This is a genomic window from Mycobacterium sp. 29Ha (assembly GCF_032883055.1).
Lineage (GTDB): Bacteria > Actinomycetota > Actinomycetes > Mycobacteriales > Mycobacteriaceae > Mycobacterium > Mycobacterium gallinarum.
On sequence record NZ_JAMQTI010000006.1, the window covers coordinates 34,649 to 57,953 of the forward strand.

Consider the following 23,305-nt stretch of genomic DNA (forward strand, 5'->3'; position numbering starts at 1 on the left):
CTGGACGATCGAAGCTCAGGCGATCGGATAGGGCCAGGGGTTGAACCGGCAGGTCTTGCCGTCCGGGTTGATGGTGCCCGGGTCGAAGCGGGCGGCATCGTTGTTGTTGGTGGAGAACGTCTGCTGCATCATGATCGGCGCCAGTTCGCCGTTGGCTCCACAGGCCTCGTGTCGCTGGTAGCCGATCGCGTGGCCCACCTCGTGGTTGATCAGATACTGCCGATACGAGCCGATGTCGCCCTGGAACGGCACCGCGCCGCGCACCCAGCGCGCCTCGTTGATGAACACACGCGGCTGCCCGTCGAGGTAGGACGGGTTGTAGCAGGAGGCCTCGAGCTGGATGTCGTAACCGCATCCCTCGCGGACGGTCATCGGTGAGCTGAGCGAGATCCTGAAATCGGGTTCGACTTGAGCGGTCCCGTCGATGCGCTGGAAGGCGAACTGCGGATTGTGGGTCCAACTCTTCGGATTCGCCAGCGTTTCGCTCACCATCCGGGCGAAGCCCTCGTCACCGCCGAATGTCGTGGTGTCGATGCCGTCCTCGACCTCGACGGTGTAGGTGAAGACTTTCGCCGTACCCTCGCCGACCTGGGACGACGCGCCGGGAACGAGGTGCCACGTTTTGGCGGCCGCCTCGGTGAACGGACCGCCCTCGGGCAGGATGCCCGTCGGGAGATTCGCGTCGAACTGCGTCAAACCCCGTGGCGGGGCGCCGATGATGGCCGTGCTCGCGACGCCGATGGTCGGCGGGCCCTGCACAGGCCCCTGGGATTCGTCGGTCGCGGGCTCGGCGGCACCGGCGAAGGTCACGTAGAGGGCAACGGCCGTCCAGACGACGAGCAGGGGTAGCGCGTAGGCCCGCCAGCCGTAGGTGTGCACGAAACGGCCCAGCTTGCTCTGCTTTCGGGCGTTGCGGTGCTCTTCGCGGTTGGACCTGGGCCGCCCGGAGTCATTCGACAACGGGTCGCGCTGCGCGCGCAGTGGCTCGCGCCACTCGTTGCGCAGCGCAGGTACGCCTCCCCCGCGACGCTCCGAGTCGTAGGTCACGGAAACAGGATGACACAGGCCAGAGTGCTGATAGCTCTGGCGCGCCACCAGGCAGTGGTGGGGTCGCGCCGCGCCGCGCCGACCGCGCCGCGACCTCGACTTTGCGCGGTGGCTTTGCCAACGGTAGTAACCTCGTTGCGAAACCACGCAGAAGAAGCCAGATAAAGGATGTAATGAGCGATCTCGCCAACCCCGCCGCTAGGCGGGGCGCGCAGTCGGGCTCCGGTGAAGGAATGAGCCGACGCGGCAACCGGCTGCCCCGTGACGAGCGACGCGGGCAGTTACTCGTCGCTGCTAGTGAGGTTTTCGTCGACCGCGGGTATCACGCCGCCGGCATGGACGAGATCGCAGACCGGGCCGGAGTCAGCAAACCTGTTCTCTACCAACACTTTTCATCGAAGTTGGAGTTATACCTCGCGGTGCTGCAACGCCACGTCGAGAACCTGGTTTCCGGCGTGCGTCAAGCGTTGCGCACCACCACGGACAACCGGCAGCGGTTGCGCGCCGCGGTCCACGCCTTCTTCGATTTCATCGAGCACGACAGCCAGGGTTACCGGCTGATATTCGAGAACGACTATGTGACGGAACCGCAGGTCGCCGCGCAGGTCAAAGTGGCGACGGAAGCATGCACTGACGCGGTGTTCGACCTGATCAGCCGAGATTCGGGGCTGGAGGCGCACCGGGCGAGGATGATCGCCGTCGGCCTGGTGGCGATCAGCGTCGACTCGGCGCGTTACTGGCTGAACAACGATCGGCCGATCAGCAAGGACGATGCGGTGGACAGCACGGTGCTATTCGCCTGGGGCGGTCTGTCGCATGTGCCGCTTACGCGTTCTTGACGGCCTCCGAGCCGACCACGCCGAAGCCGACGCGCCGAACGTCGGCGGCACCGATCTCGACATAGGTGATCTTCGACGTCTGGACCAGGAATCGCCGGCCCTTCTCGTCGGTCAGGGCCAACACACCTGAACTCTCGCCGAGCGCATCGGTTATCAGCTTCTCCACCTCGGTGGGTGTTTGCGCACTGTTGAACACGAGTTCGCGCGCGCTGTCCGTGACACCGATCTTGACCTCCACGCTGTGAACCCTTTCCGTCTCTGCCATAACTGCCGTGTTGCTCGAGAAACCCTCGAAGAACCTGCCTCAAGGCTAGTGGACGCGTCCACGCCGATGCCCCGCCGGTGAGTTCGCGGTCAGCGAAGCGCATTTCGCGACGGAGTCGGACCCCGTGCAGAACGGCGACCCAACCGAGTCCGGACCGTGACCGTACACACCGGCGTGAAACCTCATCTGTCACTTGTGCCTCGATAGCATCGGCCCGGTACATGACGAGACAACCTGGGAACCTCATATGAACAGGCCTTATACCGCTCATTCTCCGTATTCTCTGACACCGACCGAGCAGATCCCCGTGTACGCCGGCGACGATGCCGGCGATATCGAATACAACGGGCTGCTGGATTACCCGGACGACGACGACTACACCGACGTCATCGAGTACGACGAGGAGAGCATCGACCGGAAGTGGATGTGGGTCGCCGGCATCGCCGGGTTGATCCTGTTCATCGCCATCGGCACGACGGGCATCATCCTCGGCGGCGGCGACAGCGGTCCGGTATCGGCCACCGGAACCTCGTCGGCCCCGACCGCCACCTCGGCCCCGGCGACATCAGCGCCCGCGGTCGCGGCGCCATCGCTGCCTGCCGAGACTGTCACGACCGTGAGCCCGACCGCGGAAGCCACCGTTGCGGCCCCGCAACCCGAGATCGCCGCCCCCGTTGCGCCGCCGCCGGCGGCCGCACCGGCGGTGTCGCCGCGCACGATCACCTACCGCGTGACGGGCAACCGCCCCCTGCTCGACCTCGTCACCGTCATCTACACCGATCAGCAGGGCGCGCTGCAGACCGAGGTCAACGTCGCGCTGCCGTGGGCGAAGACCGTCGTGTTGGACCCGGGTGTCGAGCTGAAGTCGGTCACCGCGACCAGCGTGGGCGGCCAGCTCAACTGCGGCATCTACGACGCGTCGGGCACCCTGGTCGCCGTGCAGAGCAACAACACGATGATCGCCAACTGCACCCAGTAGCGGTCAGGCCAGGCCCAGCTCTTGCATCCGGGACATGTGGGTGCGCTGGAGGCGGTCGAAGAACTCGGTCATCTGGGTCAGACCCTCGCCGCTCGTCATGACGAGGTCAACGAGTTCGTCGTGATCGGCCAGCACATACTGAGCCTGGGTGATCGCCTCGCCCAGCAACCGGCGCGACCACAAAGCCAGCCTGTGGCGCTGCTTCTGGCTCGCCGTCACGGCGGCCTGCACCTCGGCGACGACGAACTGCGAATGGCCGGTTTCCGACAGCACCGCGCGCACCACGTCGGCGACCTCGGTGGGTAACGACGTCGCGATCTCGAGATAGAAATCGGCGGCCAGCGCGTCGCCGACATATGTCTTGACGAGCGCTTCCAGCCACGTGCTGGGGGTGGTCAACCGGTGGTAATTCTCAAGAGCCGATGCGTATTTCGTCATCGCGGGCACGACGTCGACGCCCCGGCGCTCCAGCGAGTCGCGCAGTACCTCGTAGTGGTTCATCTCCGCGGCGGCCATGCTGGCCATATTGATGCGGCCCCGCAGGTTGGGCGCCATCCGCGCTTCGTCGGTCAGTCGGTAGAACGCCGCCACCTCGCCGTATGCCAGCAGCGCGAACAGCTCGTTGACACCGGGATGGTCGGCCGACACACCCGAGCTCACCGAGTCCGTCAGCTGCTCGGAAGTGGCCGCAGGCGGTGCCGGAGACTTGGGGGCAGTCATGGCCCAACTCTAATCGCCGGCCGCCAGTCGCTCTCACGGCGAACCCGGCCAGCTATCATGGATGCAGGCAGCGGCTTGAAATGCTCGAGTCAGGGTCGAAAAGACCACGTCGCTACCTAAGAAATGTGCGTGCACGCAGTCGGCCCGCCTACCTCAGCGCAGGGCCCCGGCAAAGCTTCGTCGAACTCGTGCGCGCGTGGACGCCATGAGGAATCGATAATCGAAAGGCTGAGCCCCCAGCGTATGACACATCTCAATCCAACCTTTGCTGAGCTCGGAGTCCGCGACGAAATCGTGCGCGCACTTTCCGAGGACGGCAAGGAACACCCGTTTGCTATCCAAGAACTCACCATGCCGATGGCGCTGGCAGGCGATGATCTCATCGGCCAGGCCCGCACCGGTATGGGCAAAACGCTCGCGTTCGGTGTCCCGCTGCTGCAGCGGATCACCACCGACCCCGACCGCGAGCTGTCCGGCATTCCGCGCGCACTGGTCGTCGTCCCCACCCGCGAGCTCTGCCTGCAGGTGTTCAGCGACCTCGAAATCGCCGCCAAGTACCTCACCGTCGGCGACCGCAAGCTGACCGTCACCTCCATCTACGGCGGTAGGCCCTACGAACCCCAGATCGAGGCCCTGCAGAAGGGTGTCGACGTGGTGGTGGGCACGCCGGGCCGTCTGCTCGACCTCGCGCAGCAGGGTCACCTGCAACTGGGCGGGCTTTCGATGCTGGTACTCGATGAGGCCGACGAGATGCTCGACCTGGGCTTCCTGCCCGACATCGAGCGCATCCTGCGTCAGATCCCGAGCGAACGGCAGGCCATGCTGTTCTCGGCGACCATGCCGGACCCGATCATCACGCTGGCACGCACGTTCATGAACCAGCCGACGCACATCCGCGCCGAGGCCCCGCATTCGGCGGCCACCCACGACACCACCGAGCAGTTCGCCTATCGCGCGCACGCACTGGACAAGATCGAGATGGTCGCCCGCATTCTGCAGGCCGAAGGCCGCGGCGCCACGATGATCTTCACCAGGACCAAGCGCACCGCCCAGAAGGTGTCCGACGAACTCGCCGAGCGCGGCTTCAAGGTCGGCGCGGTGCACGGCGATCTCGGCCAGGGTGCCCGCGAGAAGTCGCTCAAGGCGTTCCGCACCGGTGACGTCGACGTACTCGTCGCCACCGATGTCGCCGCCCGCGGTATCGACATCGACGACATCACCCACGTGATCAACTACCAGATCCCCGAGGACGAGCAGGCCTACGTGCACCGCATCGGCCGCACCGGCCGCGCTGGCAAGACGGGTATCGCGGTCACGCTGGTCGACTGGGACGAGTTGCCCCGCTGGACGATGATCGACAAGGCGCTCGGGCTGAACACCCCCGACCCCGCCGAAACGTACTCGAGCTCGCCGCACCTGTACGAAGAGCTGAACATCCCCGCCGAGGCCGCCGGCGCCATCGGCGAACCGCACAAAGATCGTGCTGCCAAGCGTCCGCCCGCCGAGAAGAAGGCCGATCGTCCCGTCCGCAACCGCAACCGTCGGCGCACCCGCGGCGGGGAGCCGGTCGGTGGACACTCCCCTGCGGCGCCGGCCGAGACTGGCTCGCCCGAGGCCGAGGCGGGCAGTGACGGTGCGCCACGGCGCAGGCGTCGTCGGCGTCCCCGCAAGGCTGCAGCCAGCACGGGCTAGCAGCCCTCGAGAAGACGTCGCAAAGACACCACCACCGCCCGATGGTCAAACCTGAACGCCGCACGCGCGCCGACGTGGTGGCGGCCATCGCGATCGCAGTGGCCGTCGCCGTCACGGTCGGCGTGGTGTGGTGGGTCAGCGACGCCAGGGCGACGATCAGCCGCCCCGCGGCCAATCCGGTTCCTGCCCTGGGCGCCGCAAAGGTGGTGCCGTCGGCGCTGCGCCAGCTGTGGACCGCGCCCAGCCCCAAGACCACGGCACCTCTGGTGGTCGCAGGCAGCGTGGTCACCGGGGACGGCCACACCGTGCAGGGCCGCGACCCGGCGTCCGGCAGCCCCGTGTGGAGCTATGCGCGAACCAACCTCGAGCTGTGCGGGGTCAGCTGGGTATACCAGTACGCCGTCGCGGTCTACCCGGACAGCCGGGGCTGCGGCCAGGTCAGCACCATCGACGCGAAGACGGGCCAACGCGGTCCCGCCCGCACCGCCTACGCGGATCCCGAGGTGCGCCTGTCCTCGGATGGCACCGCCGTGCTGTCGGCCGGGGACAGCCGACTGGAGCTGTGGCGCTCGGACATGGTCAGGATGCTGAGCTACGGCTCCCTGGACGCGAAGATCAAACCCGGCACTCCGGCGTCGCCGCTGTGCCGGCTGGTTTCGGCGGCCGCCAGTTCGACGGCAGTCTCGGTGCTCGAGTCCTGCCCCAAGCAGGAGGATCTGCGCCTGACCCTGTTGCGGCCTGCCGACGACGAGGACACCCCCGAGCTGAAGTACGTGACCCAGTCCGGGGTGAGCGCGGATTCCGGTGCACAAGTGGTCGCTGTCTCCGACACGACGACGGCGGTGTACGTGCCGACGCCGAAGCCGGTCGTGAACATCGTCGACGAAACCGGCGCCACGATCGCGAGCACGCCGCTGCCCAAGCCTGCGACGCCGAACGCGACGATGAACCGCGCGGGCGACTTGTTCACCTGGTGGACCGGCGACAGCGTAATGGTGTTCTCCGCCAAGGGACTTCAGTACAAGTACACCGTCTCGCCGGCAGGCGCCAACATTCCGCTTGGACCCGCGACGGTGATGGCTGGAAAGCTGCTCGTTCCGGTCACCGGCGGCTACGACGTGTTCGACGCCGATAGCGGAAAGGGCGACCGGCATATCCCGGTGCCCCGCCCGCCGAGTTCGGATCCCGTGGTGCCCGCGGTGGCGGGGTCGACGGTGGTCGAGCAACGGGGCGGCGAACTGGTGGCGCTCGGCGGCTGAGCCGCCAATCCAGCTTCGGCGGCTGAGCCGCCAATCCAGCTTCGGCTAGACGTCGGGCGTGTAGGTCGCCAACGCCTTGCCTTGCTTCCAATGCTTGAGCAACGCGTTGGCCAACTCGCGATAGGCGCTCGCACCCTTGTTCTTTCGACCTGCGAGCACCGATGCTCCCGACGCGGTGGCCTCGGCGAAACGTACCGTTCGAGGTATCGGCGGGGCGAGCACCGGTAAGTCGTATCGATCGGCGACGTCGAGGAGTACGTCGCGGCTATGGGTGGTGCGCGAGTCGTACAGCGTTGGCAGCGCACCCAGCAGTTGCAGGTCACTGTTGGTGATCTGCTGGACGTCGTTGATGGTCCGCAGGAACTGGCCGACGCCGCGGTGTGCCAGGGTTTCGCATTGCAGCGGCACGATCACGTCATCGGCCGCCGTCAGCCCGTTGAGGGTGAGCACGCCCAGCGACGGCGGGCAGTCGATGATCACCACGTCGAACTGGTCATTGACCTTGGCCAGCGCTCGCTTGAGGGCGTATTCGCGGCCGGCCCGCATCAACAGCATCGCCTCGGCCCCGGCCAGATCGATGTTGGCGGGCAGCAGCGTCATGCCCTCCGATGTCTCGACGAGCGCCGCCTCCGTCTCGACCTCGCCGAGGAGCACCTCGTGGATCGACATCGGCAGCTTGTCCGGGTCCTGGCCCAACGAGAACGTCAGACACCCCTGAGGATCCAGGTCGACGAGCAGCACCCGCCGCCCCTTCTCCACCATCGCCGCACCCAGCGATGCCACTGTCGTTGTTTTGGCGACCCCACCCTTTTGATTGGCGACCGCAAGTACCCGCGTCACCCTGCCATCCTGGCACGCCCGCGAACAGCACGACCGAACGTGGGGCAGAATCGCAGCGTGAGTGTCGAGCAGCACCGCCTGCTACTGCTTCGTCATGGGGAGACGGAATGGTCACTCTCCGGTCGGCACACCGGCCGCACTGAACTCGAGCTCACCGAAACCGGCCGCCAGCAGGCCAAGCTGGCAGCCGACGCGCTGGACGTGCTCAGCCTGGACAACCCGCTGGTGGTGTCCAGCCCGCGGCAACGCGCGCTCGTCACCGCTGAGCTGGCCGGACTGACGGTCGATGAGGTCTCCCCCGTTCTCGCCGAATGGGATTACGGCGACTACGAGGGCCTGACCACCAGCGAGATCCGGCAGAGCGTGCCCGACTGGCTGGTGTGGACGCACGGATGCCCGGGTGGGGAATCCACCCAGCAGGTCAGCGATCGCGCCGACCGCGCCATCGGGTTCGCACTGGAGCAGATGAAGTCGCGTGATGTCCTGTTCGTCGGCCACGGCCATTTCTCGCGGGCGGTCCTGACGCGCTGGGTGCAGCTCGAGATCTCCGAGGGCATCAGGTTCGCGATGGTGGCCGCGTCGATCGCGGTGTGCGGCCACGAGCACGGCGTGCGTCAGATCAGCGCACTGGGACTGACGGGCCATCGCCACCCGTGCCTGCCCTCATGACCCGCGAACCGTCGTTCGTCCTCGCCTCGGGCGGCAGCGCCGTCATCGCCGACGGCGTGCACACCGCATTCCCGAGAGTCTCGGAGGCGCGTGCCGCTCTGGCCTCGCACAGTACCCCAATTATTTTGGGCGCCTTACCTTTTGACATGTCGAAGCCGGCGGCGCTCATCCGGCCGCAGGCAGTCCAGTTCCTCGACGCGCTGCCGGAGTGGCCGTTGCGCACCCTGCCGTCAGTGCACATCGCCGAGCCGCTGCCGGAGCCGGACGAACACCGTTCCCGCATCGCGTCTGCGCTGGAACGCCTGCGCGATCCCGACAGCGGCCTGCACAAAGTCGTGCTGGCCCGCGCGCTGCGCCTGGTCGCCGATGGTCCCTTGGATGCCCGCACGATCCTGGACCGCATCGTCGCCCAGGACTCCGCGGCCAACGCGTTTCTGGCGGACCTGACCGCGGCCGGCGGCGGGTACTCGGGTAGTGCACTCATCGGTGCGAGTCCGGAGCTGCTGGTGGCTCGCAAGGGCGATCGGATGCTGTGCGCACCGTTCGCCGGATCGGCGCCACGCCTGGCCGACCCCGAGGCAGACGAGGCGAGCGGGGCGGCGCTGGTGGCCTCGGCGAAGAACCGGCACGAGCACCAGCTCGTCGTCGACGCGGTGCGCACTGCACTGGAGCCGCTGTGCACCGAACTGGACATCTCGGCAGATCCGAAGCTCAACAAGACCGCCGCCGTCTGGCATCTCTACACCCCAATCAGTGGACGACTGCGCGAAAATTCCACCACAGCACTGGATTTGGCGATTGCCCTACACCCGACGCCCGCGGTGGGCGGAGTGCCCACCGATGCGGCCGAACAGCTGATCAACGAACTCGAGGGTGATCGCGGGTTCTATGCGGGCGCGGTGGGCTGGTGTGATCAGCGCGGCGACGGTCGCTGGGTGGTGTCGATCCGCTGTGCACAACTGTCCGCCGACCGTCGCACCGCATACGCCTACGCCGGCGGCGGGATCGTCGCCGAATCCGAGCCCGACGACGAAGTCGACGAGACCACAACGAAATTCAAGACGATATTCGCAGCCCTTGGTGTGCAGCCATGAGCGAGCTGATCCGTCTTGCCCGGCCGGGCGACGAACCGGAACTGACCGCGATGGTCTACGAGCTCGCGGAGTTCGAGCATTCCGTGGACCAGTGCACGCTCACCGAAGAGCGGTTGACGGCCGCGTTGTTCGGTGACGTGCCGACCGCGTGGGCGCACCTCGCGGAAGTCGACGGCAAGGCCGCCGCGTGCGCCATCTGGTACCGCACCTTCTCGACGTGGGAGGGCGTGGCCGGCATCTATCTCGAAGATCTGTTCGTGCGCCCCGACTTTCGCAGGCTGGGACTGGCGCGAAAACTGCTCGCCGAACTCGCGCGCCAGTGCATCGACACCGACGGCGCCCGGCTAGAGTGGGCCGTGCTGGACTGGAACGTCAACGCGATCGCGCTCTACGACGCCGTCGGCGGCAAGCCGCAGAACGAGTGGATCACCTACCGGGTATCCGGCCCGGACTTGTCGGCGCTCGCCGCGTCGTCGGCGGCGGGCGAGCCCTGAGCCGCCGCCCACTGCAGGGCTGACGGGCTGAACAGCAGTGCCAGCACGGCCAGCACCACGACCGCAACCGTGACGCCGGGCACCCATTGGCCCGATCCGACTCCGATGTACCAGGCCACTCCCAGGAGGATCAGCTGGGCGAACACGGCCAGGCCGCGTCCCCACTGCCGGCCCGTCCACAGCGCCCATCCCGCGGCAAGGACGGCCGAACCCATGACCACGAACCAGCCCGCCGTGCCGAACAGGTTCATTCCGGGCTCACGGGTGCCGAGCAGCCCGCTCACCACGTACCAGATCGCCGCCACCACGCCCGCAAGGCCTTCCAGCGATACGACGATGGCTGCCTGACGCACGGATGCCGGGGAGGGAACAGTCACGACCTCGAGGGTAGAGGTTTGGCTTGCCCCTTTAGATAGGGTCGTCCTCTGTGCGCGCCGTGCTGATCGTTAACCCCAATGCGACGTCGACGACCCCGGCCACGCGTGATCTGCTCGCTCACGCCCTCGAGAGCCGGGTGAAGCTCACCGTCATCCACACCGACCACCGCGGCCACGCGGTGGAGATCGGCCGCGAGGCCGCGGCCGACGGTGTCGAGGTGCTGATCGTGCACGGCGGTGACGGCACCGTTAACGAGGTGGTGAACGGCATTCTCGAGGTCGGCGGGCCGGGCGTGGGGGCACCGGCCGTCGGCGTCGTGCCGGGCGGCTCCGCGAACGTGTTTGCGCGAGCACTCGGGATCAGCCCTGACCCTATCGAGGCCACGAATCAACTCGTTGACCTGCTGTCCGCCTACCGCCGTCGCAAGACCTGGCGGCGCATCGGCCTGATGGACTGCGGCGAACGGTGGGCGGTGTTCACCGCGGGCATGGGTGTGGATGGTGACGTCGTGGCCGCCGTCGAGGCGCAGCGCGCCAAGGGCCGCAAGGTCACGGCCTCGCGCTACATCCGCGTGGCGATCCGCGAGATGCTTTCCAGCGCCCGCAAGGATCCCTCGCTGACGTTGCACATCCCCGGCCGCGACCCCGTGGAGGGCGTGCATTTCGCCTTTGTGTCGAACTCCAGCCCCTGGACGTACGCCAACACGAGGCCCGTGTGGACAAACCCGACGACCTCGTTCGAGACCGGCCTGGGTGTCTTCGCGATCACCAGCATGAACGTGTGGGCCAATCTGCGGCTGGTACGCAAGATGCTGGCGAGACGCCCGCGCATCGACGCAGCGCACCTGATCCGGGAAGACGACTTACCACAACTGCGAGTGACGAGTGACACACCGGTCGCATGCCAGATCGACGGCGACTACCTCGGGCTGCGCGACACAATGACGTTCACGTCGGTGCCAAGCGCCTTGGGTGTCGTTGCGCCGTCGGTAAACACCTAGCCTGAGCAGCGATAACGCCGACGGATCAGCCGATTCAGGGCGCAGATGAAATGAGTGTAGTACAAACGAATGAGGGCTTGAAAATGCGGGCCTGCTAGTGAGGTTGCCCACTTGTTAACTGATCAGTATTGACATCTGTTCAGCCTGTGAAAAACTCGGATGCAACAGTGCAGAAACATTTCATGCGCACGCGTTAACAGCCGAGAAAACGTCAGTGCGCTGTGCTGCGCACACGGATAGATATCGACGAGGAGTTTGATCTTATGGATTGGCGCCACAAGGCGGTCTGTCGCGACGAGGATCCGGAACTGTTCTTCCCGGTGGGAAACAGTGGCCCGGCCCTCGCTCAGATCGCTGACGCGAAGCTTGTCTGCAACCGCTGTCCGGTGACTACAGACTGCCTCACCTGGGCGTTGGAGTCTGGACAGGACGCAGGCGTGTGGGGCGGAATGAGCGAAGACGAGCGGCGCGCGCTGAAGCGGCGCAATGCCCGCACCAAGGCCCGCAGCGGGGTCTAAAGCTCTCAACCCGCATCAGACACGATTACGGCCCCGACGAAAGTCGGGGCCGTAATTCTTTTGTAATGAAATTCGCGAGAATGGCGTCAGTCGATGTCAAATTTCATCGGTCGACACAAGTTACCTACTGCGCTAGACGGGCGCGGCGCCCGATCGGCACCCGCAACACCACATCCGTACCGCCGGAGTCCACTTCGTGCATACCGAGCGAACCGTCCAATTCCGCTGACACCAGCGTCCGCACGATCTGCAGTCCGAGCCGATCGGACTTCTCCAGGCTGAAGCCTTCGGGCAGTCCGCGGCCGTCGTCGTGTACCACCACATCGAGCCAACGGGCCGAACGTTCCGCGCGGATCGTCACGCACCCCTGTTGAGTGGACCTGTCGAAGGCGTGCTCGATGGCGTTCTGCACCAGTTCGGTGATCACCATGATCAAGGCCGTGGCCCGGTCGGCGTCGAGTACACCTAGTTCGCCGACCCGGTTGATCCGGATGGGGTTGTCCGAATCAACCGGAGCCGCAACGTCATTCATGATCGGCAGGATTCGGTCGATGACCTCGTCGAGGTTCACCTCTTCGTCCACCGACATCGACAGCGCGTCGTGCACCAACGCGATCGAGGACACCCGGCGCACCGACTCGATCAGCGCCTCGCGACCCTCGGCGTTGTTGGTGCGCCGCGCCTGCAGTCGCAGCAGGGCGGCGACCGTCTGCAGATTGTTCTTGACCCGATGGTGGATCTCGCGGATCGTCGCGTCCTTGGACAGCAGCGCGCGGTCGCGGCGCTTGACCTCGGTCACGTCGCGGATCAGCACGGCGGCCCCAACAGCGTTGCCGTGCACCACAAGCGGCAGCGTGCGCAGCAACACCGCGGCACCGCCGGCGTCAACTTCCATCCGCATGCTCGAACCGCCGGCCAGCGAGTCACGGACGTGGTCGGCCAGTTCCTGGGCTTCGAACGGGTCCGAGATCAGCGGCCGGGTCACGGTGACCAGGTTGTGTCCCTCGAGTTCGGCCGCAAGGCCCATCCGGTGGTAGGCCGAGATGGCGTTCGGACTGGCGAACGTGACGATGCCGGTTCCGTTGAGGCGGATGAAGCCGTCTCCGACGCGTGGGCTCGAGCGCGACATGGCGACGTCACCGACATTCGGGAAGGTGCCTTCGGACAGCATCAGCAGCAGGTCGTCGGCGCAGTCGAGGTACGCGCTTTCCAGCGGACTCGCTTTGCGCGCCGCCAGTGCGGTCTGATGCGTCAGCACCGCAACCACGTTGTTGTTGTAGCGCACCGGAACAGCCTCCACGTTGAGGCTGGGGGGATCCTCCTGCAAATCCTTGTAGCCCGCCGGGTTTTGTCTTCCGATGGCGCCCGAGTCGAACGCATCGGCCACGACGGGCATCTCATGTGCCTGGTTCAGGGTGCCGACGGCGTCGGCGAGTAGCACCGTCGGCGCGGTGTTCGGTCGGACCTGCGCCACGCACACCAGCGCACCGTCATCGCGACGCACCCACATCAGGAAGTCACCGAATGAGAGGTCGGCCAGTAGCTGCCACTCACCCACCACCGCATGCAGGTGGTCAACGGCATTGCCCGGCAGCATGGTGTGCTCGGCGAGCAGGTCACCGAGGGTGGACATCGGGCCTCACTGTTGCGGTCGTCGGACCCGCATCAGCTGATCACGGCGATGAGGTCGCCGGCCTGGATCACGTCGCCGACCGAAACGCTGACCTTGCTTACGGTGCCTGCGACCTCGGCCAGCACCGGGATCTCCATCTTCATCGACTCCAGCAGCACCAGGGTGTCGCCCTCGCCGATCTGATCGCCCTCGTTCACCACGACCTCGAGCACACTGGCCACGATCTCGGCGCGAACATCCTCGGCCATCTTCACCCCTTCGGAGTCCTATGTCGTCGGCACCTGGCTCCGCGTACCTGACGCTCATATCGAACCACACCACCGGCCCGACAGAGTTGTCGCCAGGCCGTGAGAGAATAGCTACGAGCACCCGCTGGATGCGGGCTCCACAATCCCCTGTATCGAATGGAGGACGACCATGGCCAAGCGTGGCCGTAAGAAGCGCGACCGCAAGCACTCGAAGGCCAACCACGGAAAACGGCCCAATGCGGGCTCGAAGGCCGTCAAGTAGCGGCTAACCGCGCCGGATGATGGTGGTGCGGCTTATCTCGATGCGCAGCCGCTCACGCAGGCTGTCTGGGGCTTTCTCCCCGCCGCACTTGTTCGCAATCAGCTTCTTCACGCGCTCCTCCACGCCGTAGTGGCGTAGGCACGCGGGGCACTCTTCGAGGTGATGGCGCAGCTTGTCGCGGGTTTCGGCGGTGCATTCACCGTCGAGCAGCGTCCACACCTCGGCGATCACCGCAGCACACTCCGGATGCTCCGGGTCGACTGGACCGACCGGCGGCTGCCAGCGCTCTTCGTCGTGGGTCGAGCTCATGACGAAACCTCCTCAGGTGCCTCGACCTGCCCGCCGCGAATGAATCCGCGGTCGCGGGCCACGTCGGCGAGCAATTCGCGCAGCTGACGCCTGCCCCGGTGCAACCGGGACATGACGGTGCCGATCGGGGTATCCATGATCTCGGCGATCTCCTTGTACGGGAACCCTTCCACGTCGGCGTAGTACACCGCCATCCGGAACTCCTCGGGCAGCGCCTGCAGCGCGTCCTTGATCTCGCTGTCCGGAAGGGCCTCCAAAGCCTCCACCTCGGCCGAGCGCAGCCCGGTCGACGAATGCTCGGCGTTGGCCGCAAGCTGCCAGTCGGTGATCTCTTCGGTCGGATACTCCGCAGGCTGGCGCTGCTTCTTGCGGTAGCTGTTGATGTAAGTGTTGGTCAGGATCCGGTACAGCCACGCCTTGAGGTTCGTGCCCTCGCGGAACGAGCGGAAGCCTGCATACGCCTTCACCATGGTTTCCTGCAGCAGGTCCTCGGCGTCCGCCGGATTTCGCGTCATGCGCAGCGCGCCGCCGTACAGCTGGTCGAGCAAAGGTATCGCGTCACGCTCGAACCGGGCGGTCAGCTCGGCGTCTGACTCGTCCGATCTCGCGGGCGCCGAATCGGACCCCGACCCGTCAATGTCGCTCATCGCGGGAAGCACCGTCCCTTCTGTTGCGGCGCCACCAAACAGGCCCGGCAGGTCCACCGGACGCTCTAAGGCAAGTGCTGGCACCTTGACCCCTCCTTCGATCGTAGAGGTTGAGACGGACATCTTTCCCGGCTGCCGCTGCTGGCAGCCCTAACTCCCGTCAATAACAGTGCCACCGGCCGGGCTTGTTCCCGCACTACGCTCGAGCCCGTGACTCGTGCGGCAACTCCTGCGCTCGCGGTCCTGGTGGCAGCCGGGGTGCCCCACGAGGTCCTGCAGTACCACCACGACCCCCGCAATTCGTCTTTCGGCGAGGAGGCCGCGTTCGCGCTGGCGCACATGGAGGGCGTCGACCCTGAGCAAGTGTTCAAAACGCTGGTGGTGGCAATGCCGGCGGGGCCCCGGAGCGGCGGCCGCGACATCAGACTCGGCGTCGCCGTGTTGCCGGTGCCCGCCAAGCTCTCGCTCAAGGCGACCGCCACCGCGCTGGGCGCGCCGAAGGCCACGATGACTGAACGCGCGGCCGCCGAACGTTCGACCGGATACGTGATCGGCGGGATCTCGCCGTTCGGCCAGCGCAAGACCCTGCCCACAGTTGTCGACGAGTCGGCTCTGACCTGGGATCGCATACTGTGCAGCGCGGGCAAGCGAGGCTGGGACGTCGCGGTGCATCCGCGGGATCTGATCGCACTGACCAACGCGACGACCGCCGCCATCCGCGCCTGACCATCTGCCGAACGTGGGTTACCCGCACGCTTTTGGGGCCAAAGGTGTGCCGGTAACCCACGTTCGCGCTGGGGTGCGTCGGCCGGAGTCATAGGGTGAGGCCATGTCGCTCTCAGGGAAGACCATGTTCATCTCCGGAGCCAGCCGCGGTATCGGGCTGGCGATCGCCAAGCGCGCGGCCGCCGACGGCGCGAACATCGCGCTGGTCGCAAAGACGGCCGAACCACACCCCAAGCTCGAAGGCACCGTCTACACCGCGGCCAAGGAGATCGAGCAGGCGGGCGGCCAGGCGCTGCCGATCGTCGGCGACATCCGCGACGGCGACTCGGTCGCATCGGCAGTGGAGGCGGCGGTCGCGCAGTTCGGCGCGATCGACATCTGCGTCAACAACGCCTCGGCGATCAACCTGGGTTCGGTGACCGAGGTCCCACTCAAGCGGTTCGACCTGATGAACGGGATCCAGGTGCGTGGCACGTACTCGGTGTCGCAGGCGTGCATTCCCCACATGATGGGACGCGAGAATCCGCACATCCTGACGCTGTCGCCGCCGATCCGGTTGGAGCCCAAGTGGCTCAAGCCCACGGCCTACATGATGGCCAAATACGGGATGACGCTGTGCGCCTTGGGAATTGCCGAGGAGATGCGCGATACGGGCATCGCCTCCAATACGCTGTGGCCCCGCACAATGGTGGCGACGGCGGCGGTGCAGAACCTGCTAGGCGGCGACGAGGCCATGGGCCGGGCCCGCAAGCCGGAGGTGTACTCCGATGCCGCGTACGTGATCCTCAACAAGCCGGCCCGCGAGTACACCGGCAACACCCTGCTGTGCGAGGACGTGTTGCTGGAGTCCGGGGTCACCGATCTGTCGGTCTACGACTGCGTGCCCGGTGCCGAACTCGGTGTCGATCTGTGGGTGGACACACCGAACCCGCCCGGATACGCCGGCCCCTAGTTCACCTTCGTTGGTCTTCCGAAGCGCGCATGCACACCCGGCGAGTACAGCCCGCGCATTCGTTCGCCCACGACGTCCACTCCACTCGCGGCGAGCAGATCATCCTCCAAGTCGAGGATGTGTGCCTCGCGCAGCGGCCACTCGCCATGTTCGTTGGGCACCCACCACGTGCGTCCGGCCTTTCGGGTGTGCCCGCCCCAGCGCGCGGTGAGCCACACCTCCAGCGGCGTCGGCGTCACCGGGTCGCCGATCCGAACGCTGAGTCTGCTGCGCAGTCCCCTGGTCGGCAAGCGCCGCTCACTTGTATACGTGATATCACCGTCGCGCTGGATGACGCGCATCTTCGCCCAGGTGTACGGAACTCCCATCAGCGCTCGCGTGAGCCCCACCACGGCCAGTCGCTCGGTCTCCAGTGACCTGAAGAGCACGCCGTGTCGGCCGGCGTCGTCCACCGAGTACAGCCGGATGTTGGTCTCGGCGAAGCGTCCGAAGTACGGCAGTCGCAGCGACGTGCCCAACGCGCTGTGGCGCATCACGAACGGCACCAGCGCCACATAGGTGAGGCCGTCGGAGAACACGTCCGGGCGGGTGCCCGGCGGAAACAGGTGCGCGACGCGCTGCGGCTGGACCGGCCAGTGGACGAAGGTGAGGTCGCTCCAGAACTGGTCGAACAGCACGGGCCGCGGCAGCGGCGGCGCGGTGACCTGAAAGCTCACCGCGCCATCGTGGCACGCGCGGGGGCCATGTCTTCGCGCTACGACGATGTCCGTTGGCGACCGCCGAGCATGCCGTGCACGTTGTCCGCGAAGGCCGCGGTGGTGAAGCACGTCGGTTCGGCGAACTCTTCGAAGGTGAGCGCGTCATTCCAGCTTGCGTCGGCGGCGGCGCGCAGCAGCGGCTTCGTCATCGCCATCGCATGCGGGGGCATGTCAGCGATGCGCGAGCACCATTCGTCGGCCGCGTTCAGCAGCTCGCCGTGAGCGACCACCTGCTGCACCAGCCCAAGACGCAAGGCGGTCTCAGCATCGATGTGCTCGCCGCGCAGGTAGAACGCCAACGCTCCCTGATAGCCCAGCCGTCGGGTCAGCGCCCAACTGGTCCCGACCTCAGGAATGAGTCCAAGCCGACCGAAGGCGGGCACGATCACGGCCCGTTCACTGGCGATGACGAGGTCGCACGTCATCGCCCACGCCAATCCGACACCGGCAGCGGGGCCGTTGAGCGCGGCGACGAACAGGGTGTCCGAACCGGCGATGAGCCGGGCGATGCCGCCGAATTCCCGTCTGATCCAACGCCATACGTCGGCGCCGCCCTCCGGGGCATCGCGGTTCTCGATGGCCGCGCCCATCATCTTCAGGTCGCCGCCGGCGCTGAAACCCGGATCGGAACCGGTGATGACGATGGATCGCACGTCGGGGTCGGCATCCAGGGCGGTCAGCGCCCGACGCAGTTGTCGTACCAGCGGCGCGGAGAGCACGTTTAGCCGCTGCGGCTCGTCGAGCGTGACGACCGCTCGGTCACCGCGGCGGTCCACCCGCACCCGTTCCGGAGCGTCAGTGGCGTCGCCTTCGGCCAGCAACCGCCGGTACAGGGAATCGGCTTCGCTCTTCATGGTGGTTACTCCTCAGTTTCATTGGCGCGCAACGCCGTCCAGGCTGCATCAGCGAACGTATCGACGGCGCCGCGCGGAAGCCTGGCCGCTGAGCCCGCCACCCAATAGCGCGAGAACTCCTGTGCAGGCCCGAGCCACAGCGCGGCGGTGATCCCGATATCCAGCGGTCTTAGCGCCCCGTAAGCCTGGTGCGGGCGCCACCAGTCCCGGACCGCCTCGAAAAACACGCTGTTGCAATGCCGCAGCTCGTCACTGTCCAGCCGGGAACCCAGCAACAGCGCGGCCTCGCCGCGGTGTGCGGTCACCCATCGCAGGTGATACCTCACACCGCCACGAATACCTCCCTCGGCCGTAGCGTGTTCGCGCAGCATCGTGGTGAACCCCGCCTGGTACTCGCTCATCAATTGCGCGTAGACGGCGGTCGCCAGCGACAGCTTGTCGGGAAAGTGGTGATAGAGCGCGCCGACGCTCACCTCGGCCTCGCGCCGCACCTCGTCCAAGGTCGCTGAAAGTGCCCCATTGATCGCGAACCGCCGGCGCGCCACGTTCAACAATCGGGCCCGTGCGTCCACGCTTGTTCGAGGCACGAGCAATACTCTATCAATACCGAGGATTTCTCGGTATTAGTGGACGGCGAGGCTTGCCCCTTTCACGCTGCGCAGACGTGGGCACCGAGCATGAGCTGAGGCCACATGACCGCAGTCTGGACGAAGGCCAGGATCTCGGAACCGGCGGGCAACCGGACGCGGAACGCGGTGTCGAACAGTTGCACCTGCTCGGCGTCGAAGAAAGCCCACACCAGCCCGATGAGCAGGTACGGAATCGCAAGCCACAGCGCGAATTCGATCATCGCCGCCACGCTCACCTTCCGGCTCAGCACCCGGCGCAGAATGCTCACACCAACGCGCGTTCTCGGCGCACCCGGCGCCGCACATCTGCCAGCAGGACGTAACTGCCGCCCTGACGGACGAACACCGGCAGGAATCGGTTCGCCAAAGCGACTACCAGGAAAAGACTTTCGAAGAGCCACTGCCGGAAATCACCCCACTGCACACCCATGGCATCACGGAAGACCGGTGCCAGGAATCCGATGGTGAGGAATTTGAGCAACGGCCGGAATGGCAGGCCCAGCACGGGGTTGATCATGTGCAGGTTCAGCAGGTCGAACAGATAGCCGCGGACGTGATCATCGATGCTGACCCGAGTGCACGCCGTGGCCCAGTACGAATCGAATTCCGCTCGGGTGGGCGGCCATTGGTCCTCGGTCACCTGCAGCGTCGTGCCCAGCGTCCATGCCGACTGGTAGAACTGCTCGGCCTGTTCAGCGGTCATCTCACCACGCAGTAGTTGATACGTGTCTTCCAGTCCCACGAACAGGCACGCCGCCACCCACATCTGGAGGTCGCGGTCAAAAGCGTTGTAACGCACCGGGCTGTCCGGGGTGGACTTGACGTGCCGATGCGCACCGTTGACGGCCTCACGGAAAGCCGCGCGGTCCCGCGGCGTGCCAATGATCGCGACCGCGAGGTATTGGAACGTCGTCCTCGCCCGCTTCCACGGATGCTTGAGCAGATTGCCCGAGTCCACCTTGCTTTCGACGACGCCGTAGCCCACCCCGGGACGCGACAGCTGCATGATGACGTTGGCCGCTCCCGCGGCGAACGACCAGAAATCCATTGCATCGGCCGCGGTGACCTGTTCGTCGGGGTCCCACCTGGGCGTGCGCCTGCGGATGGTGATGCGGCAGCGTTCAGCGGTCATATCGTGCACACTGCCGGGACGATCAACACCGGCCACGAGGCGATCGATGCGAGAATCGACATGATCCGCGCGGACCCGTCCCAGCCGATCTGGTCGCCGACGATAGCCGTCCACGCCATGCCGATGAGCAGGTAGGGAACCGCGAGCATCGCCCCGGTACCGATCCACTCGGCGATGGTCATCTCGAAGGCGAGGACCTTCCTGGCAGCCGCGAGCATGCAGCTATGTTAATGGCTATTCCGCCTTGAGCGGCGGTATATGCCGGAAAGTCCGCTACAGCAGCGTGGCCTGTTCGGGTTCGGGCTCGGCGGGCTCGATCAACTCGGGGCCATTGTTGCGAATGCTGTTGACCAGCCGGGACACTTCACGGATCTCGATCCGGTCCAGGTCACCATGGCCACGCAGCAGCCCCTCGTCGATCGGCGCGTCCGGGTCGAGCCAGCGGTCCCAGTCGGGTTCACTGATGGTCAGCGGCATCCGGTCGTGGATCTCGGCCAGTGGGCCCGCGGCGTCGGTGGTGATGATGGTGCAACTCAACAACGGCGCCGAGTCCTTCGGCGCGTCCCGGGGGCGCCACGTCGACCACAGACCGGCCATGAACAGCGGCTCACCATCGCCGCCGTACATGTAGAACGGCGTCTTGGGAGCCGCCTTGCGGGCCTTGGAAGACGAAGCCTCTCCGTTGGGCCGCCATTCGTACCAACCGTCCATCGGTATGAGGCACCGCTTGCTCTTCGCCGAGTTCCGGAAGACGGGCGAGGTGGTGAGTTTTTCCGAACGCGCGTTGATCAACAGCGGTCCCTTGATGTCCGGACCGCCGTCTTCGGCGGTCTTGGCCCACGGCGGGACGAGACCCCAGCGCATCGACCGCAGCCGACGGGTCGACTCGTCGTCGGGCTCGCTGTGCCGTTTCACGACGGTGTTGATCGTCGTCGTGGGCGCGACGTTGTAATTGGCGGCCGGCGCGTCCTTCTTGGCCGCCGCCACGCTCTCGTCGATCGCCTGGATCTTCTCGGCCAACAACGCCGGATCGGTGGTCACCGCGAATCGTCCACACATATATCCCATGTTGGCACGCCGAACCGACAAGGCAGGATAGAGCCGTGAGCAACTGGCAGGCACCGTCGACCTCACGTCCCGTGCATGCGACGGTCGCCGTGCCGGGGTCCAAATCGCTGACCAATCGCGCGCTGGTGCTGGCGGCGCTGGCGACGGCGAACGGCACGTCGACGATCAGCGGCGCGCTGCGCAGTCGCGACACCGATCTGATGATCGGCGCGGTCGCCGCGCTCGGTGTCACGGTCGACGGCGCCGACACCGAACTGACCCTCAGCGGCGCGATCGACCCGCAGCCGGGCACCCGCATCGACTGCGGCCTGGCCGGCACCGTCCTGCGGTTCGTACCACCGGTGGCGGCGCTGAGCACGACGACGGTGACGTTCGACGGCGACGAGCAGGCCCGGTCCCGGCCCATCGCTCCGCTGCTCAATGCTCTGCGCAATCTCGGTGTCGACGTCGAGGGTGACGCGCTGCCGTTCACCGTCCACGGGTCCGGGTCAGTGGCGGGCGGGACGGTCGAGATCGACGCATCGTCGTCCTCACAGTTCGTGTCGGGTCTGCTGCTCTCCGGTGCGGCGTTCACCGAAGGCTTGACCATCGTGCACACCGGGGAGTCGGTGCCCTCGGCCCCGCACATCGCGATGACGATCGCCATGCTTCGCGACGCCGGAGTCGACGTCGACGACACGCTCCCCAACCGGTGGCACGTCTCCCCCGGCCCGATCGCCGCCAGGCACTGGATCGTCGAGCCCGACCTCTCCAACGCGGTCCCGTTCCTGGCTGCCGCGGTGGTCTCCGGAGGCGCCGTCCGCATCATCGGGTGGCCGCCGGCCAGCATCCAGCCCGCCGACACGATCCTGAGGGTTCTCAAGAACCTGGGCTCAGTTGTCCGCCAAGGTGATTCGTATCTCGAGGTGCAGGGACCCGAGTCCTATACGGGCATCGACGTCGATCTTCACGACGTGGGTGAGCTGACACCTGCGGTGGCCGCGCTCGCTGCCGTCGCCCCAGACGGGTCGGTGTCGCAGCTACGCGGTGTCGCGCATCTGCGCGGGCACGAAACCGACCGGCTTGCAGCACTTTCCGCAGAGATCAACGGCCTCGGCGGAAAATGTGAGGAGACGCCCGACGGTCTGCTGATCACCGCGAGTCCGCTGCATGGCGGGCTGTGGCGATCGTACGCCGATCACCGGATGGCCACCGCCGGAGCCATCGTGGGGTTGCGCGTCGACGGCGTCGAGGTCGACGACATCGGCACCACCGCGAAGACGCTGCCCGACTTCCCGCAGATGTGGGCCGACATGCTGGCGGGCGATTGAGCCCTCGCGAGTACGATGAGTCCGACGTCCGGGTCCGTCCGGGCAGAGGATCGCGGCCGCGCACCAAGAACCGCCCGGATCACGCCGACGCCCACGAAGCCATGGTCGTCACCGTCGACCGCGGCCGGTGGGGATGTGCGCTCGACCACGACCCCGACCGCCTGGTCACCGCCATGCGAGCGCGCGAACTGGGGCGCACGCCCATCGTCGTCGGCGACGACGTCGGCATCGTCGGCGACGTCTCGGGCAAGCAGGACACGCTGGCTCGCATCGTCCGACGCGGCGAGCGGCGAACGGTGTTGCGCCGCACCGCCGATGACACCGATCCAACCGAACGCGTCGTCGTCGCCAACGCCGATCAGCTGCTGATCGTGGTCGCTCTCGCCGACCCGCCGCCGCGCACAGGTCTGGTGCAGCGCGCACTCATCGCCGCATACGCCGGCGGCCTGGAACCCATTCTGTGCCTGACCAAGACCGACCTCGCACCCCCCGAGCCGTTCGCCGCCGAATTCGCCGACCTTGATCTCACAGTCACGACCGCCGGAAGAGACGATCCACTGGACGCCGTGGCCCCGCTGCTCGCCGGCAAGATAACGGTACTCCTCGGACATTCCGGGGTCGGTAAGTCGACGTTGGTGAATCGCCTTGTCCCGGAGGCGGATCGGGCAACAGGCGAGGTGACGGACATGGGCCGGGGCAGGCATACCTCGACGCAATCAGTCGCGCTCCCGCTGAGTGTCGGTGGCTGGGTGGTCGACACTCCCGGGATCCGGTCATTCGGCCTGGCACACATCGAACCCGATGATGTGATGCTCGCTTTCTCCGATCTGGCCGAGGCGATCAACGACTGCCCGAGGGGCTGCGGCCACATGGGCCCGCCTGCCGACCCCGAATGTGCACTCGACACGCTGACCGGTCCCGCCGCCGTTCGGGTCGCCGCCGCGCGCCGACTGCTGGCGGCGCTGCGGGAGGGTCACTGAAAA

The 23,305-nt window shown here is 66.5% G+C and carries 30 protein-coding genes; 14 read left to right on the plus strand and 16 right to left on the minus strand.

What is annotated here, in order from left to right:
- Positions 1–15: 15 nt before the first annotated feature.
- Positions 16–1,047, minus strand: a complete 1,032-nt coding sequence (locus M1248_RS09350; RefSeq protein ID WP_163736352.1) for a DUF3152 domain-containing protein — start codon at positions 1,045–1,047, stop codon at positions 16–18.
- 173 nt (positions 1,048–1,220) lie between these two features.
- On the opposite strand from M1248_RS09350, the gene M1248_RS09355 reads away from it, so the two are divergent.
- Positions 1,221–1,886 (plus strand): TetR/AcrR family transcriptional regulator, encoded by a 666-nt coding sequence (locus tag M1248_RS09355; protein WP_317148178.1) that lies wholly within the window; start codon positions 1,221–1,223, stop codon positions 1,884–1,886.
- Here M1248_RS09355 and M1248_RS09360 read toward each other — a convergent pair.
- Positions 1,873–2,124 (minus strand): DUF3107 domain-containing protein, encoded by a 252-nt coding sequence (locus M1248_RS09360; protein WP_163736346.1) that lies wholly within the window; start codon positions 2,122–2,124, stop codon positions 1,873–1,875. The two genes, M1248_RS09355 and M1248_RS09360, sit on opposite strands and share 14 nt — an antisense overlap.
- 274 nt (positions 2,125–2,398) lie before the next feature.
- Between M1248_RS09360 and M1248_RS09365 the strand changes: the two genes are divergently transcribed.
- On the plus strand, positions 2,399–3,130 hold the full coding sequence (locus M1248_RS09365; RefSeq protein WP_163736343.1) for a hypothetical protein: 732 nt from the start codon (positions 2,399–2,401) through the stop codon (positions 3,128–3,130).
- A gap of 3 nt (positions 3,131–3,133) precedes the next feature.
- Here the strand turns inward: M1248_RS09365 and M1248_RS09370 are convergent, their stop codons facing one another.
- Positions 3,134–3,850 carry a ferritin-like fold-containing protein gene (locus M1248_RS09370; RefSeq protein WP_317148179.1) on the minus strand — a complete coding sequence of 239 codons (717 nt, stop codon included), beginning with the start codon at positions 3,848–3,850 and terminating at the stop codon, positions 3,134–3,136.
- A 243-nt stretch (positions 3,851–4,093) separates the two neighbouring features.
- Between M1248_RS09370 and M1248_RS09375 the strand changes: the two genes are divergently transcribed.
- On the plus strand, positions 4,094–5,542 hold the full coding sequence (locus M1248_RS09375; protein ID WP_163736339.1) for a DEAD/DEAH box helicase: 1,449 nt from the start codon (positions 4,094–4,096) through the stop codon (positions 5,540–5,542).
- Between the two features lie 41 nt (positions 5,543–5,583).
- The gene (locus M1248_RS09380) at positions 5,584–6,801 is read left to right on the plus strand and encodes a hypothetical protein (RefSeq protein ID WP_317148180.1); all 1,218 of its coding nucleotides are present in this window, start codon (positions 5,584–5,586) and stop codon (positions 6,799–6,801) included.
- A gap of 45 nt (positions 6,802–6,846) precedes the next feature.
- On the opposite strand, the gene M1248_RS09385 is transcribed toward M1248_RS09380, so the two are convergent.
- Positions 6,847–7,641, minus strand: a complete 795-nt coding sequence (locus M1248_RS09385; protein WP_163736333.1) for a ParA family protein — start codon at positions 7,639–7,641, stop codon at positions 6,847–6,849.
- Positions 7,642–7,698: 57 nt separating this feature from the next.
- Between M1248_RS09385 and M1248_RS09390 the strand changes: the two genes are divergently transcribed.
- The 3 genes from M1248_RS09390 to M1248_RS09400 are packed head-to-tail and all read left to right on the plus strand — an operon-like array spanning position 7,699 to position 9,898.
- A complete protein-coding gene (locus M1248_RS09390) occupies positions 7,699–8,310 on the plus strand; it encodes an acid phosphatase (RefSeq protein ID WP_317148181.1) in 612 nt (203 codons plus the stop codon).
- Positions 8,307–9,404, plus strand: coding sequence for an isochorismate synthase MenF (locus M1248_RS09395; RefSeq protein ID WP_163736327.1), 1,098 nt, complete (start codon positions 8,307–8,309; stop codon positions 9,402–9,404). Before M1248_RS09390 ends, M1248_RS09395 begins: the two co-directional genes overlap by 4 nt.
- Entirely contained in the window at positions 9,401–9,898 is a 498-nt protein-coding gene (locus tag M1248_RS09400) for a GNAT family N-acetyltransferase (RefSeq protein ID WP_163736324.1), read from the plus strand. The genes M1248_RS09395 and M1248_RS09400 overlap by 4 nt, the downstream gene beginning before the upstream one ends.
- Here the strand turns inward: M1248_RS09400 and M1248_RS09405 are convergent.
- Complete coding sequence (locus tag M1248_RS09405; RefSeq protein ID WP_163736321.1) at positions 9,835–10,275, minus strand: hypothetical protein; 441 nt, start codon at positions 10,273–10,275, stop codon at positions 9,835–9,837. The genes M1248_RS09400 and M1248_RS09405 overlap by 64 nt on opposite strands.
- A 50-nt stretch (positions 10,276–10,325) precedes the next feature.
- Here M1248_RS09405 and M1248_RS09410 point away from each other — a divergent pair, with 50 nt between their 5' ends.
- Both M1248_RS09410 and M1248_RS09415 read left to right on the plus strand, forming a co-directional pair.
- On the plus strand, positions 10,326–11,276 hold the full coding sequence (locus M1248_RS09410; RefSeq protein WP_317148182.1) for a diacylglycerol kinase family lipid kinase: 951 nt from the start codon (positions 10,326–10,328) through the stop codon (positions 11,274–11,276).
- Between the two features lie 263 nt (positions 11,277–11,539).
- Complete coding sequence (locus M1248_RS09415) at positions 11,540–11,794, plus strand: WhiB family transcriptional regulator (RefSeq protein ID WP_006245866.1); 255 nt, start codon at positions 11,540–11,542, stop codon at positions 11,792–11,794.
- A 124-nt stretch (positions 11,795–11,918) separates the two neighbouring features.
- On the opposite strand, the gene M1248_RS09420 is transcribed toward M1248_RS09415, so the two are convergent.
- Together M1248_RS09420 and M1248_RS09425 are read right to left on the minus strand one after the other, a co-directional pair.
- Positions 11,919–13,427, minus strand: a complete 1,509-nt coding sequence (locus M1248_RS09420) for a sensor histidine kinase (protein WP_317148183.1) — start codon at positions 13,425–13,427, stop codon at positions 11,919–11,921.
- A gap of 32 nt (positions 13,428–13,459) precedes the next feature.
- Positions 13,460–13,675 carry a biotin/lipoyl-binding carrier protein gene (locus M1248_RS09425; RefSeq protein WP_014208824.1) on the minus strand — a complete coding sequence of 72 codons (216 nt, stop codon included), beginning with the start codon at positions 13,673–13,675 and terminating at the stop codon, positions 13,460–13,462.
- 169 nt (positions 13,676–13,844) lie between these two features.
- Here M1248_RS09425 and M1248_RS33355 point away from each other — a divergent pair, with 169 nt between their 5' ends.
- Positions 13,845–13,937, plus strand: coding sequence for a 50S ribosomal protein bL37 (locus M1248_RS33355; protein ID WP_014208825.1), 93 nt, complete (start codon positions 13,845–13,847; stop codon positions 13,935–13,937).
- Positions 13,938–13,940: 3 nt separating this feature from the next.
- Here M1248_RS33355 and rsrA read toward each other — a convergent pair whose 3' ends face one another.
- Together rsrA and M1248_RS09435 are read right to left on the minus strand one after the other, a co-directional pair.
- Positions 13,941–14,246, minus strand: a complete 306-nt coding sequence (rsrA, locus tag M1248_RS09430; protein ID WP_163686746.1) for a mycothiol system anti-sigma-R factor — start codon at positions 14,244–14,246, stop codon at positions 13,941–13,943.
- Entirely contained in the window at positions 14,243–14,893 is a 651-nt protein-coding gene (locus M1248_RS09435) for a sigma-70 family RNA polymerase sigma factor (protein WP_163738511.1), read from the minus strand. The genes rsrA and M1248_RS09435 overlap by 4 nt, the downstream gene beginning before the upstream one ends.
- 210 nt (positions 14,894–15,103) lie before the next feature.
- Here M1248_RS09435 and M1248_RS09440 point away from each other — a divergent pair, with 210 nt between their 5' ends.
- Both M1248_RS09440 and M1248_RS09445 read left to right on the plus strand, forming a co-directional pair.
- Positions 15,104–15,619 (plus strand): aminoacyl-tRNA deacylase, encoded by a 516-nt coding sequence (locus tag M1248_RS09440; protein WP_317148184.1) that lies wholly within the window; start codon positions 15,104–15,106, stop codon positions 15,617–15,619.
- 103 nt (positions 15,620–15,722) lie between these two features.
- Positions 15,723–16,571 (plus strand): NAD(P)-dependent oxidoreductase, encoded by an 849-nt coding sequence (locus M1248_RS09445; protein ID WP_317148185.1) that lies wholly within the window; start codon positions 15,723–15,725, stop codon positions 16,569–16,571.
- Here the strand turns inward: M1248_RS09445 and M1248_RS09450 are convergent.
- The 7 genes from M1248_RS09450 to M1248_RS09480 form a co-directional block, all read right to left on the minus strand.
- Complete coding sequence (locus tag M1248_RS09450) at positions 16,568–17,287, minus strand: YqjF family protein (RefSeq protein ID WP_317148186.1); 720 nt, start codon at positions 17,285–17,287, stop codon at positions 16,568–16,570. The genes M1248_RS09445 and M1248_RS09450 overlap by 4 nt on opposite strands.
- 38 nt (positions 17,288–17,325) lie before the next feature.
- Positions 17,326–18,183 (minus strand): enoyl-CoA hydratase/isomerase family protein, encoded by an 858-nt coding sequence (locus tag M1248_RS09455; RefSeq protein WP_163736303.1) that lies wholly within the window; start codon positions 18,181–18,183, stop codon positions 17,326–17,328.
- 5 nt (positions 18,184–18,188) lie between these two features.
- Positions 18,189–18,770 carry a TetR/AcrR family transcriptional regulator gene (locus tag M1248_RS09460; RefSeq protein ID WP_317148187.1) on the minus strand — a complete coding sequence of 194 codons (582 nt, stop codon included), beginning with the start codon at positions 18,768–18,770 and terminating at the stop codon, positions 18,189–18,191.
- 62 nt (positions 18,771–18,832) lie between these two features.
- Positions 18,833–19,081: a hypothetical protein gene (locus M1248_RS09465; RefSeq protein ID WP_163736297.1), complete on the minus strand. Its 249-nt coding sequence runs from the start codon at positions 19,079–19,081 to the stop codon at positions 18,833–18,835.
- A complete protein-coding gene (locus M1248_RS09470; RefSeq protein WP_317148188.1) occupies positions 19,078–19,944 on the minus strand; it encodes an oxygenase MpaB family protein in 867 nt (288 codons plus the stop codon). The genes M1248_RS09465 and M1248_RS09470 overlap by 4 nt, the downstream gene beginning before the upstream one ends.
- The gene (locus tag M1248_RS09475) at positions 19,941–20,162 is read right to left on the minus strand and encodes a hypothetical protein (protein WP_317148189.1); all 222 of its coding nucleotides are present in this window, start codon (positions 20,160–20,162) and stop codon (positions 19,941–19,943) included. Before M1248_RS09475 ends, M1248_RS09470 begins: the two co-directional genes overlap by 4 nt.
- Positions 20,163–20,217: 55 nt before the next feature.
- Entirely contained in the window at positions 20,218–21,003 is a 786-nt protein-coding gene (locus M1248_RS09480; RefSeq protein ID WP_317148190.1) for an SOS response-associated peptidase, read from the minus strand.
- A gap of 44 nt (positions 21,004–21,047) precedes the next feature.
- Here M1248_RS09480 and aroA point away from each other — a divergent pair, with 44 nt between their 5' ends.
- Together aroA and rsgA are read left to right on the plus strand one after the other, a co-directional pair.
- Complete coding sequence (gene aroA / locus M1248_RS09485) at positions 21,048–22,322, plus strand: 3-phosphoshikimate 1-carboxyvinyltransferase (RefSeq protein ID WP_317148191.1); 1,275 nt, start codon at positions 21,048–21,050, stop codon at positions 22,320–22,322.
- Positions 22,319–23,302, plus strand: coding sequence for a ribosome small subunit-dependent GTPase A (rsgA, locus tag M1248_RS09490; RefSeq protein WP_163736283.1), 984 nt, complete (start codon positions 22,319–22,321; stop codon positions 23,300–23,302). Before aroA ends, rsgA begins: the two co-directional genes overlap by 4 nt.
- The last annotated feature ends 3 nt before the right edge of the window (positions 23,303–23,305 follow it).